This is a genomic window from Bacillus sp. FSL R5-0585 (genome assembly GCF_038004545.1).
GTDB lineage: Bacteria > Bacillota > Bacilli > Bacillales > Bacillaceae_G > Bacillus_A > Bacillus_A cereus.
In genome coordinates this window covers 3,881,693-3,894,561 of record NZ_JBBORJ010000001.1, presented here as the reverse complement: position 1 = coordinate 3,894,561, position 12,869 = coordinate 3,881,693, and the positions used below count along the sequence as shown (strand labels likewise).

Here is a 12,869-nt window from a genome sequence, read left to right as displayed (position 1 = left end):
ACAAAATATTCATATATTTTGTTTTTTTTGTTTATGTTGATTAAGGAAGGTGGATATTAATGAAAAAATATTGGCATAAGTTATCGTTCCTTCAAAAGAACGTCTTATTAACCGTATTAGTTATTTTGACACTTGTTGGAAGTATGGGTGCGTTAAGTTTCAACATGTTTCAAAATAGTATGATGTCTTTATTTGAAAGGCAGTCTATTGAAACAGGAGAAATAGTATTGAAAAAATTGGATGTAGAATTGGTTAGAGACATGGCGAAAGATCCTACAGCCGAAAAAGTGAAAAAAGAAAAGTTAACAGAGAAATTAGATGAAGTGTCAAAAGAATTGAAAAGTGTTGGACAAACGTATGTTACAGGAGCAAAGCCGAATGAAAAGCGAGAATTACAACTCGTTGGTTTGACTACAGAGTTAACAAATGCGTTTCCTATAAAGCCGGGAGATTATTATGAACAACCCGCTCATTGGATGAAGGCATACGATAAAGTGATTGATACGAAAAAGGCTCAAATGACAGAAGTATATGAAGATGAAATAGGTTCGTGGGTGACAATATTAGAACCAATTACAGATGGAGAAAACAATATTGTTGCAATTATTGCGGCTGACTTAGATGCTTCCATTGTTCCTATTACAAAAGAGAAGTTTATGATACAGGGCTTACTCTTTATCATTATTTCATTAGCAATTGCGACTATTACTCAATTCTTTATCGTGCGTCACTCGCTAGCTCCATTAAAAGATTTACGAGAAGGGTTACGTAAAATTGGTGAAGGTGACTTGAGTATTAAATTAAAAGAAAGACCAGATGATATTGGAATTATTAATGTTTATTTCAATAACACGATTGAAAAGTTTAAAGGGATTATAGATAAAGTAAGGCAAACTGCTGAGCAAGTTTCTTCTTCTTCACAAGAATTGTCGGCGAGTACAGAGGAAAACAGCATGGCAGTTCAAGAGATTGCAAGCTCTATTGAAGGTTTAAGAGTAGGGGCACAGTCTCAAAAAACTTCAGTACAACAATGTTTAGGGATTGTACATGGAATGGAAGATAAGGTAGAAGAGATAACTGGGGCTGCGAAACAAGTTGCGGTTGCTTCTGAAGGTATGGAACAACATTCAATTGAAGGTAATGAAGTGATTGGACAAATTATTAATCAAATGAGTTTAATCCAAAATGCAGTACAAGATTTGTCTTCCATCATTTATTCGTTAGAAACAAGGTCAAAAGAAATTAGTGATATCGTAACTGTAATTACAGGTATTTCAAATCAAACAAATTTATTAGCTTTAAATGCTTCTATTGAGGCTTCACGTGCTGGAGCAGCTGGAAGAGGGTTTGCAGTTGTTGCTGATGAAGTACGAAAATTAGCAGAACAGACGGAAGCGTCTGCTAAAGATATAGCGAAATTAATTGGTGAAACACAAGCTGAGACAGAAGATGCTGTAGTTTCCATGCAAAAAGGTTCAAAAGAAGTAGAAACTGGAATTTCGCTTGTTCAAAGTAGCGGAGATTTCTTTGAAAAAATCTCAAAATCAGCGCAATCTGTTACAGATCAAGTAAAAGCTGTTTCTGGTAATTCGAGTGATATTTTACAAAATAGCCAGAATATTGTTCAAGTCGTAAATGAATTATCACATATTGCAAATACTTATGCCAACAGCAGTAGTAATGTTGAAGAAAGCATGAAAGAGCAAGAAATATCAGTACAAGATATTGCAGAATTAGCGACTTCTTTAAGTTGGCTCTCTCAGGAATTACAAGAGCTTATTGGTGAGTTTAAAAGCGAATAAGGAGAAAGTTCAATTCTAATCAAGGGGGTATCTCCGCTACTGATTATGAATTGAACGAATCTGCCCTTTAATAAGGGATAAAAAAGGTGTGAATTTTCACACCTTTATTATATTTAAGAGAGGAATTTACATAAATATGAAATTAGCAATTTCTTATAGTGAGATGGTAAAAGAATTTTTAGAAAAAGTAGAAGGAAGTATTAAAATACCTAAAGATGTGCAAGGAACAGAACTTAGGATAAAAAGGAAAACGGAACTGTTTTCAAATTTGACTCACATTGTAGATTTAATAGGAGCGACTGCAACGTGGTTATATCATATTTCTAAAGAAAAACATATTGTCGTGCTTTATCATGTAAGAGGAAGTTTATTTCCGATTACTATTGAAGTTTCTAATTTTCTCTCCTATGAAAGTTTAAATTTACAAATTGAAGAGCAACTGGAGCAAATTAAAGAAATGAATGAGGAAGAAATAGAAGAGTTTCAAAACGGTAATACGTTATCTGAAATGTCACCTATTATTATTGGTGAAACATATTATGAGCTAAAAGACACGAATACATTACAATTTGTATTTAGTAAAAATATGCAAAGTGTAGAAATAATATTTAATAGTGTTAATTGGAAAGAGACAACAATTACTCGTTATGCACAACAAATACAAGGTGTTTTAATTAATAAATCACAAAATAATAATAATCATATAAATAATTTTAATGTTATTACAGAGGCCGAGATGGCACTTTATAGTCAAGTGAATGATACGACAGCAGTATATCCTGAGAAAAGTATCGTCGATATGTTCTATAATACTGTTACTCAATTTCCAAATCGTATAGCTTTATCTTCAAGGGAAGGTACTTTAACTTATGAGGAGCTAAATAAAAAAAGTAATCAAATAGCTCATATGTTAATTAAAAACGGCGTCCAATTAGGAGACTATGTTGGAATATTTATGAAACGTAGCATAGACACAGTAGTAAGTATGGTAGCTATATTAAAAGCTGGTGCAGCGTATGTTCCGATTGATCCAGATTATCCGGAAAGTAGAATACAGTACATTATTCAAGATAGCCAAGCGAAAGTTATATTGATGAAAGAGACGCCTATAACATGTGATGGGGTTCAAACAGTTTCAATGTATGATAGTGAAACTTATGAAGATACAGATGTAAAGTTGTCTATTCATTGTGATGATATAGCTTATATGATTTATACATCTGGTTCAACAGGGAATCCAAAGGGAACGATGTTAGCACATAGAGGCGTTGTTAATCTGTATACTTGGATGAAAAAGCAATATGAATTGACAGAAGAGGATGTATTTGCCCAATTTCCTTCCTTTAGTTTCGATGCTTCTGTATGGGAGTCATTTGCTTCTTTATTCTGTGGAGGAAACTTATATGTACTATTAGAGGAAGAGCGATTGTCTGTAGAAGCATTTGCAAATGCAATCTATAAAGTGAAAGCAACTTCAATCTTGGCATTAGCAACAATTTTTGTTCGACAAGTAGCAACTTATTTAGCAGAAGAAGATATATATAAGCTAGCTTCCCTAAAAAGAATTGCGATTGGCGGTGAAATGTTGCCTGTAGAGGTTATTAAATTGTGGAGAGAAAGAATAGGTACAAATGTTGAAATTCATAATGTATACGGACCGACAGAATGTACTGTAGTGACGACAACCTATAAAATACCTAGTCAGTTAAATGAGGATGTTGCGAGTATTCCCATTGGTAAACCATGTGCTAATTATCAAGTTATGATTTTGGATGAGAATATGAATCTTTGTCCAATTGGTGTACCTGGTGAATTATATATAGATTCAGTGGGATTAGCAAAAGGGTATTTTAATAAGCCTAATAAAACAATTGAAGCTTTTATTCCGAACCCTTTTAATCCTATAGTTAATATATATAAAACAGGTGATATCGTTAAGTTGCTAGAGGATGGAAATATAGAGTTTTTACATCGGAAAGATGATCAAGTAAAAATTAGAGGACATCGTATTGAACTAGGAGAAATCCAAAGTAAAATTTCTCAAAATCATAATATAAAAGAAAATGCTGTTTTTGCTAAGAAGAGTAAGGAAGGTAGCCAATATTTAATCGCGTTCTATACAACTTTAAATAAAAAAGAAATACCAGAATTAGTTTATCAGTTACAAGAGCAATTACCAGATTATATGGTGCCCTCTAAACTAATTTATATTAATGAATTACCACTTACACCTAATAAAAAGATTGATGTTAAGAAGTTAGCTCAGTTAGAAGAAAAGTATGAACCGGTTCGTCTACAAGAATATGTTGCACCTTCTAATAAAGCAGAAAAACAAATAGCGAACGCCTGGGCGGAAGTATTAGGAATTTCAAAAGTTGGAGTGCATGATGATTTCTTTACAATTGGTGGACATTCATTAAAGGTATTACGAGTCTTAACATTGTTAAAAGAAGATTTCTCACATTTAACAATTCAAGATTTCTTTAAAGAAAGAACGATATATGGATTAGCTCGAATTGAGCGAGAAGTAAAAGTAGAGAAAGAAGAAGTATTTCGTGAATATAAAGTGATTCACGAACCAGATATTATCACGTATGCAAACGTTTTGGAAGAAAACCAGATTTCAAATGTCTTTTTAACAGGAGCTACTGGTTATTTAGGATCACACATATTATATGAATTGTTGAGAGATACAGCTGCTACTATTTATTGTTTAGTAAGACCAACTAAAGATGTGCAGCAAAGAATTATAGATACATTAACAGGCTACTTTAATGATGTATGTGAAGAATGGTTACAGCGTATACAGGCCGTAGCTGGTGATCTGGGAGAAGAGTATCTTGGGATGAGCGAAGAAGAATTTATGTTCATCAGTTCTAAGATGGATACGATAATTCATTGCGGTGCAGATGTAAGACATTTTGGAGATGTAAAACAATTTGAAAATATAAATGTCCAAGGAACTAGCCGTATGCTAACATTAGCGGAGAAAGGTGCTACATTCCATTTTATTTCTACAATTGGTATCCCGTTAGAATTAGCGGTAGATCAATGGGATACATACATGAAAACTGGTGATTTTAATTACAGTGTAGACTTAGAGAATGTATATTCAAATAGTAAACTACAAGCGGAAAACATTGTTCGTGAAGCAATGAAAAATGGTTTGCGTGGAAATATTTATCGTGCAGGTAATTTAGCATGTCATTCAGAAACAGGTTCGTTCCAACAAAATATTGAAGGAAACGCATTTTATCGTCTTATTAAAACAATGCTATTAATTGGGAAAGCACCAAATGTGAAGTGGAAAGTTGATTTCACACCAATTGATTTTGCTAGTAAATCAATTGTATCGTATTTGCAAGATTCGCAAATTATAGGAGAGACGTTACATATTTGTCATCCACATCAAATTGAGTTTGAACAATTTATACAGCTAATTGGAGAGTGTGGATACAATCTTGAAATGGTTCCACTTTCAGAATATGTAAATACCGGACTTGCATTAGCGAAGGGAAATGAAGTAATAGCAGAGTTAATTGCTTCTCAAGTTGCAGGAGATGGAGCGCAGCAATCTGAAATTGTAATGGGTACGCGTAGAACGAATAAATGGATTAAGAAAAAAGAATTGATAGTACCAGCAATTAATAAAGAATTTATTCAGCAGTTATTAGCTCATGGTGAAAAAGTTGGTTATTTTCCAAAAATAATGAAATGATTATGCATGCTTTTGTTTGTTCAATAAAATAAATCATGCTACAATGAAAACGAATTAAGGACCGGGGAGCCAATTGGCTGAGAGGATGTAAGTAAACATCGACCCTCAACCTGATCTGGATAATGCCAGCGTAGGGAGTTACTTAAAGTGATGTAGCATATGTTATTCTGTAATAACTTGCATACAAGGCTTTCCTACGCAGTAGGAAAGCCTTTTCTTATTTTTGAAATTTATTTTTATAAGGGGGATTTTATTATGTCACAACAAGTTACAATGTCATTTTCAGTAGTACCACAAGCAAAAACGAAAGATGTATATTCTGTTGTCGATAAAGCAATTGAAGTTGTGCAACAATCGGGAGTTCGTTATGAAGTAGGGGCAATGGAAACAACTTTGGAAGGAGAATTAGATGTACTTCTTGATGTCGTTAAACGTGCGCAACAAGCTTGCGTCGATGCTGGAGCAGAAGAAGTGATTACTTCTATTAAAATCCATTATCGTCCAAGCACTGGTGTAACGATAGATGAAAAGGTTTGGAAGTACCGTGATGAATATGCAAAACCAGAAGCAATCTAAACTTATTACAACTATTTGGCTTATCCTTCTCATTGCGATATGGGAAGGATCTGTTTCATTATTTAAAATCGAACCGTGGATTTTACCAAAGCCTTCTGCCATTGTTCAAGAATTAATTGGGATGAAAGATTTACTATTACCAAATACGATGCAAACACTGCAGGAAGTTATAATTGGACTATTCTTTGCAATTTTATTGGGGACGAGCATCGCAATTATTATGGACGTTATACCGTTATTTCGTATTTTAATAAATCCATTGCTCGTTATTTCGCAAACAATTCCAATTGTTGTACTTGCACCGCTATTTATTATTTGGTTTGGATATGGGATGTTGCCGAAAGTAATGGTCGTAATACTTGTTTGTTTCTTCCCAATTGCGCTTAGTATTTTAGAAGGTTTTCAAACAGTAGATAAAAACATGTTGAAACTGTTACAAACAATGAAGGCGACAAAATGGCAAGTTTACCAGAAAGTAAAATTTCCAGCAGTGCTTCCATACTTTTTCTCAGGTTTAAAAATTGCAGTTACATATAGCGTAATGGGGGCAATTATCGGAGAATGGCTCGGTGCAAGTGAAGGATTAGGCGTTATGCTTACGAGGGCTACAAAATCCTTTTTGACTGCCCGAGTATTTGGTGTTGCAGCAATCATCGTTATGGTGACATTATGCCTGTATTTTATCGTAGAGTTTATGGCAAGAATAACAGCACCATGGATATATAGAAAGGACGGCAGAAAATGAAAAAAGGTTTGAAAGTTATGTTAGCTGCCTTAGTAGCGGTAGGTGTGGCTGGATGTAATCCGGCGAAGAAAGAAGAAAGTGCAAGTAAAGATCAAAAAGTAAAAGTAGTATTAGATTGGTTTCCAAATACGAATCATACTGGCTTGTATGTAGCGCAAACGAAAGATTATTACAAAAAGCAAGGATTAGATGTAGAAATTATTCAACCAGGTGACAATGTAACAGCAGAGCAAATGATAGCATCAGGAAAAGCAGACTTCGCAATAAGCGCACAAGAAAATGTAACGTTAGCTCGTGTGGAAGGAATTCCTGTTGTATCTGTAGGAGCGATTATTCAGCATAACACTTCAGCGTTTGCATCGCTTAAGAAAGATAATATGACGTCACCGAAAGATTTTGAAGGTAAACGTTACGGCGGCTGGGGAGGACCAGCGGAAGAAGCGACATTAAAGACGATTATGGATAAACATCAAGCTGATTTTAATAAAGTTGAAAAAATCATCTTAGGACAAACAGATTTCTTTAAATCAATCGGTCGTGATGCAGATTTCGAATGGATTTATTACGGTTGGGATGGTATTGAAGCGAAGCGCCAAGGAAAAGAGTTAAATACGATTATGGTGAAGGACTTAGATCCAGCGCTTGATTTCTATAGTCCTGTTATTATTACGAGTGAAAAACATACGAAGCAAGATAAAGACTTTGTGAAAAAGTTTATGAGTGCAACGACAGAAGGTTATAATTTTGCAATTAAGGAACCGAAAGAGGCTGCTGATATTTTAATTAAAGCTGTTCCAGATGTAAATAAAGATTTAGTTCAAGAAAGCCAAAAATGGTTAAGTACGAAGTATCAAGATGATGCTAAAGCATGGGGAGTACAGAAGGAAGAAATTTGGACGAATTACATGAATTTCTTATATGACAACAAAGTTATTAAAAAGAAAATCGATGTAAAAGATGCTTTTACAAATGAATTCCTTCCAAGTGAAAAATGAGCGGATTACAAATAAAAAATATAGTGAAATCTTTTGACGGAAAGAATGTATTAGAGAATATTAGTGCCTCTATACAAGAGGGAGAGTTTGTTTCCTTTGTAGGACCGAGTGGTTGCGGGAAAAGCACATTATTAAACATGATTGCAAATGTTGAAAAACCAACAAGCGGGAACGTAACGTATAACGATAAGCAAGTACAAGAGCAAGATGTTGTTAGTTATATGCCACAACAAGATTTATTACTACCGTGGCGATCAGCTTTGCAAAATATCGTTCTTCCGTTAGAAATTGAAGGAAAGCCGAAAAAACAAAGGCTGACAGAAGGAATGGAAGCATTAAAGCAGTTCCAACTAGATGAATATGCAGACCATTATCCAGATGAATTATCTGGTGGTATGCGTCAAAGAATTAGTTTTCTGCGCACATATTTATGTGGAAAGCCAATTATGCTGCTGGATGAGCCTTTTGGTAAATTAGATGCATTTACAAAAATGGAAGTACATAGCTGGCTTTTAAACTCTTGGCATCAAGAAAAGCAAACAATCGTTATGGTGACACATGACTTAGATGAGGCAATCTTGCTTTCAGATCGCGTATTTATTTTATCTCAAAGACCAGCGTCAATAGTTGGCGAGGTACAAGTGAAATTACCTAGGCCGAGAACGATGGATATGTTAACATCACTCGAATTAAAAAAGGATAAAGAAGAGATTTTAAGTGTGTTAGCTCCTTATATGAAAAAATAGAAAAAGCTGATGTTTTAATTTTAGACGAACGGACTAATCATTTGGATGTAGAAACTAAGATGGCTTTACAGGAAGCGTTACAACAATACAAAGGAACGGTTTTAATTGTCTCACATGAACCTTCTTTCTATGAATCGTGGATAACAAAAGTATGGAATATAGAAGATTGGAATACTGAACAATATGAATAAAGAAAAGGCATTAGCTTTTAGGAGCTAATGCCTTTTCTTTGTGATTAACATGATTTTCGAGAACTCTTACATGAGAATTGTATGAAGAAGCACTCTTATGGTGCGCTTATAAGCGTGCTTTTTCTTTTGTTATATTTATAATACGAAAGCCTTTCCCTAACAGGTGACTATCTTTCTTTATATATATAGATAGTTCAAAATGGAATGAAAATAATTCCTTTATGTAAAGGATAATATGGATATTATAGGAAGACAATAGAAATTAAAGGAAATTCATGTAAAATTCAAATGAACTTCATATAAACTTCATATTAGAAATTAAATATAATTATAATAGGTTATTATCATATTTTTGATTTTTCGTAAAATTAAAAGTTTGAATTTAGGAGGTATTGCTCAAACCTAAATTCAAACTTTAGTGAATTAATTAATGGATATTACGTCTAGTTTTCGCTAATGACGGTATTTAAAAGTTCGGCAGGATTACCTGTTCCTGCACCGCCAATTGTAATAGATCCACCAGGAGGAATTTCACCATTCCATCCTGCGTTCGTAATTACATAATGATTATTTGTTTTACTACTAATTTTAGAATCCCAAACTTGTGTTAAATTACCGCTATAATCAAATTCTAATTTCCAATTTTTAATAGGAGTCGTTCCATTATTTTTGATTATAATCGAGAAGTTATAACCGCTGCCCCAATTCGAAGTGACTGAAAATGTAGCAGTACCATTTCCATCAGGAGGTGTCGTATTAGCTTCATCCGTTTTGACAGTAAGAGCGGTAGGTTGTGATTTATTTCCAGCAGCATCTTTGGCAATTATTGAAAATGTGTATTCCGTATTAGGTTTTAAGTTTTTAATTGTAATGCTATTTGTTGTTGTACTCCATTTCTCTTCTCCAGCAGTAATTTCATATTCCATAACTCCTACGTTATCAGTAGATGCAGTCCAGTTTAATTGAACTGAGTTTGAATTTTTATTCGTAACTACAACGTTTTTAACATTCGTTGGTGGCTCAGTATCTTTTTGACTAATAGGTCCACCAAGTAATTCTTTTACTAGCGTATCAAGTAATTTTGGACCACTGCAACTATATTTTGGACTTGTACGGCAATCTCCGCTTAGTTCCCAAAACATTGCTCCACTTAAACCTTTCGTCTTTATATAGTCTGTTTTGTATTTCATAGATTCATTGTCATCGTAGCTAATAAATGTGCCTGTAGTTGCATTATATAAATAAGGTACTTTAGCTGTGTCATTCCAGTAGCGTACAAAACCATTTTTATTAACGTAATTGGCTGCTAAATCACCGTAATCATACACACCTGTGTCACCGGTAGAATAATCATCCCAAGTACCTTTAGAAGCAAGTTTCCCATCACTACCTGGTTTGCAAGGTTGATATTGTCCGTTATTTTCTTTGCCACAACTTTTCCAGCCACGTCCGTAAAAGGGTACGCCTAATACTAGTTTATCGACTGGAACACCTTCATTTGTATAAACATTTATAGCACCATCTACGTAAAAATTCGTATTTGCTGCTGGGTCATTTGGATCCTTATATAGAGCTGCATTATGATTAGAAGTAGCTTCCCATCCGCCGTGGAAATCATATGTCATAATATTAATCCAATCGAGTATTTGAGAAATTTTCTTTAGCTCTGTATGATCAGCGTAGCGTTGGCTTGCGCCTGAAGCGATTGTTAGTAAATATTGTTTGCCATCTTCAGCACCTGCTTTATTCAAAGCATTTCGGACATCTTGAAGAAGGAGAGTGAAATTTTGTTTATCTTCAGGACGATAACTACCACCAGGAATCGTTTCAACGCCCGGATATTCCCAGTCTAAATCTACGCCATCAAACCCATATGCGCGAAGAAAAGCTACTGTAGATTCAGCAAATACTTTTCTTGTTTTTTCATCAGCGGCCATATCAGAAAAGCGGTTAGACCAAGTCCAGCCACCAACGGAAATAATTGTTTTTAAGTGAGGATATTTAGCTTTTAATCGTTTTAGTTCCCCGAAATTTCCGCAACGGGCATATTTATCGCAATCTTCCCAAGTTGTCCCTGAGCCAGGATACGATTTGGTAACATCAGCCCATGGTTCACCGAGTACGAGAGTACCATTAGGAACCTCTTTATTTTGCAATGGTACACCAGATTCTTTACAGTTCCACGTTTGTTTATTTGGATTATCAGGATGAGTAGAAGGGTTTCCATGTTTTCCATTCCAACAAATATCCGCGAAAGCATAGTTAAGGTGAGTAAGCTTTGATGCATCAATGTCAGCAACTTGATAATTACGTCCGTAAACGCCCCACGAAGGAAAGTACCCAACAATTTTTTGACTTTGCTTTGGTGAATCTGCTAATGCGAGATTTGGAGTAATAAAATTTATGAGAAAAAGAGGTAAGAAAAGTAGTAGAGATAGTAATAGCAGTGTGAATTTTTGAGACCTCATAGCCATTTCTCCTTTCAAAATAAAAGATATATTTAAAGGCATACGCCAATAAACCAAAATGAATCTAGACGTATGAAACGTCTAGATAAAATGATCAGACATCACGAAGTCTATACAAGGGAGCTGGGGGTGATTAAATCGTAACAAATGTAAGATTTAGTGTAAACGCTTTATTAAGTTGAAAAAGACTTTCTCAATACAAAAAGGCTTGAATACAAACTATATATGAAAACGAAAGATTGGTATGGGAAGAAAAAGCTCATTATAAATAAATTTGAGAAAAAATTGTATGGAGCCAATTATTAAAGACGTAGAAAGATAAGGAAATATCATGTAAAATAATAGTAAAAATATGTAAAGGAGGGAATAGTGTGGATGTGTTTTTGAACATTGCTGAAGAAAAAATTCGACAAGCAATACGGAATGGTGATCTTGATTATCTTCCGGGAAAAGGAAAACCACTACAATTAGAAGATCTTTCAATGGTACCTCCAGAACTTAGAATGAGTTATAAAATTTTAAAAAATGCGGGAATGATTCCACCAGAAATGGAACTACAAAAAGATATATTAAAAATAGAGGATTTAATTGCTTGCTGTTATGATGAAGAAGAGAGAAAGAAATTACGAGAAAAGTTAACAGCAAAAACTCTTCGTTTTCAGCAGGTAATGGAAAAGAGAAAGATTAAAGATAGTTCAGCTTTTCGTATGTATCAAGACAAAGTATTTCGTAAATTACGCTAAGAGGGATAAGATGACTACATTTAAAACGATAGAAGAATTAGCGACCTATATCGAAGAACAACAATTGGTACTTCTGTTTATTAAAACGGAAAATTGTGGTGTTTGTGATGTTATGCTAAGAAAAGTAAATTGCGTATTAGAGAATTATGATTACGTAGAGAAAATAGAGATATTACTACAAGACATGCAGGAGATTGCGGGTCGATATGGAGTATTTACAGGGCCAACAATTTTATTATTTCATAATGGAAAAGAAATTCTTCGTGAATCACGCTTCATTTCACTTGAAAATCTAGAGAGAACCATTCAATTATTCGAGGAATAAGGGAGGCTTTTAAATGGAATTTATTATTGTCATACTATTATTTGTTGTAGTTGTAACAATCGTAACAGCAGTTCGATCGAACAAAAAGAAGGTAAATCTTACAAAACAAAATAACATTCATAATTCATCTAACAGCTCATCACCATTATTTTTCTTTGCTGGATCTGATAATGATAGCTCGCATGATGGCGGCTCACATGATTGTGGAGGATCTTTTGGGGGAGATAGCGGAGGAAGCTGTGGTGGCGGTGGTGATTGATAAAAATGCGCCTTATATAGGCGTATTTCTTTTTAAACAAACGTTTGATTAGTCAGCTTACATATGCATAAACACAGTTAAACAAACGTTTGTTTAATATTTTTAACATACTAAGGGGAATGGAAATGAAAAGGGAACCGAAAGTGAAAAATAAGGGGAAAGTAGTGTTATTTTTATTAGCTGCGGGAGGCGTATTTCTTGTTAAATTAGCATTTAAATTTGGAACCATACATATGATTCGAACTTGGTTTGAAAGTACGTTTTCTTAAATAAGGAATATAGCCTCTTGTGATAGAGGTTT

At 34.3% G+C, this 12,869-nt stretch carries 11 protein-coding genes, 1 pseudogene and 1 riboswitch; of the genes and pseudogenes, 11 read left to right on the top strand and 1 reads right to left on the bottom strand.

Translation table 11 applies throughout. The features are described from left to right. The first annotated feature begins 59 nt into the window (after positions 1-59). The 7 genes and pseudogenes from MKY38_RS20125 to MKY38_RS20095 form a co-directional block, all read left to right on the top strand. Entirely contained in the window at positions 60-1,802 is a 1,743-nt protein-coding gene (locus MKY38_RS20125; protein WP_000761081.1) for a methyl-accepting chemotaxis protein, read from the top strand. A gap of 136 nt (positions 1,803-1,938) precedes the next feature. After that, positions 1,939-5,520 (top strand): non-ribosomal peptide synthetase family protein, encoded by a 3,582-nt coding sequence (locus MKY38_RS20120; RefSeq protein WP_341049544.1) that lies wholly within the window; start codon positions 1,939-1,941, stop codon positions 5,518-5,520. Between the two features lie 52 nt (positions 5,521-5,572). Continuing rightward, positions 5,573-5,674, top strand: a riboswitch (TPP riboswitch). 101 nt (positions 5,675-5,775) lie between these two features. Next, positions 5,776-6,096 carry an MTH1187 family thiamine-binding protein gene (locus MKY38_RS20115; RefSeq protein WP_000082906.1) on the top strand — a complete coding sequence of 107 codons (321 nt, stop codon included), beginning with the start codon at positions 5,776-5,778 and terminating at the stop codon, positions 6,094-6,096. Next, positions 6,068-6,841, top strand: coding sequence for an ABC transporter permease (locus tag MKY38_RS20110; protein WP_001057166.1), 774 nt, complete (start codon positions 6,068-6,070; stop codon positions 6,839-6,841). The genes MKY38_RS20115 and MKY38_RS20110 overlap by 29 nt, the downstream gene beginning before the upstream one ends. Continuing rightward, positions 6,838-7,836: an ABC transporter substrate-binding protein gene (locus MKY38_RS20105; protein ID WP_000715573.1), complete on the top strand. Its 999-nt coding sequence runs from the start codon at positions 6,838-6,840 to the stop codon at positions 7,834-7,836. Before MKY38_RS20110 ends, MKY38_RS20105 begins: the two co-directional genes overlap by 4 nt. Continuing rightward, positions 7,833-8,582, top strand: a complete 750-nt coding sequence (locus MKY38_RS20100) for an ATP-binding cassette domain-containing protein (RefSeq protein ID WP_114555822.1) — start codon at positions 7,833-7,835, stop codon at positions 8,580-8,582. The genes MKY38_RS20105 and MKY38_RS20100 overlap by 4 nt, the downstream gene beginning before the upstream one ends. Then, a pseudogene (locus MKY38_RS20095) lies at positions 8,579-8,773 on the top strand (ABC transporter ATP-binding protein); the annotation flags it as partial. The gene MKY38_RS20100 and the pseudogene MKY38_RS20095, both read left to right, overlap by 4 nt. 443 nt (positions 8,774-9,216) lie before the next feature. Here MKY38_RS20095 and MKY38_RS20090 read toward each other — a convergent pair. Beyond that, positions 9,217-11,241 carry a glycosyl hydrolase family 18 protein gene (locus MKY38_RS20090; protein WP_341049539.1) on the bottom strand — a complete coding sequence of 675 codons (2,025 nt, stop codon included), beginning with the start codon at positions 11,239-11,241 and terminating at the stop codon, positions 9,217-9,219. Between the two features lie 371 nt (positions 11,242-11,612). Here MKY38_RS20090 and MKY38_RS20085 point away from each other — a divergent pair, with 371 nt between their 5' ends. The 4 genes from MKY38_RS20085 to MKY38_RS20070 all read left to right on the top strand — a co-directional run bounded on the left by MKY38_RS20085 (position 11,613) and on the right by MKY38_RS20070 (position 12,837). Continuing rightward, positions 11,613-11,984: a DnaJ family domain-containing protein gene (locus tag MKY38_RS20085; RefSeq protein ID WP_114555821.1), complete on the top strand. Its 372-nt coding sequence runs from the start codon at positions 11,613-11,615 to the stop codon at positions 11,982-11,984. 10 nt (positions 11,985-11,994) lie between these two features. Continuing rightward, positions 11,995-12,309, top strand: a complete 315-nt coding sequence (locus MKY38_RS20080; protein ID WP_000206517.1) for a thioredoxin family protein — start codon at positions 11,995-11,997, stop codon at positions 12,307-12,309. Positions 12,310-12,322: 13 nt separating this feature from the next. Next, complete coding sequence (locus MKY38_RS20075) at positions 12,323-12,568, top strand: hypothetical protein (RefSeq protein WP_114555820.1); 246 nt, start codon at positions 12,323-12,325, stop codon at positions 12,566-12,568. 125 nt (positions 12,569-12,693) lie between these two features. Further along, positions 12,694-12,837, top strand: a complete 144-nt coding sequence (locus tag MKY38_RS20070; protein ID WP_000817981.1) for a hypothetical protein — start codon at positions 12,694-12,696, stop codon at positions 12,835-12,837. Positions 12,838-12,869 lie beyond the last annotated feature (32 nt).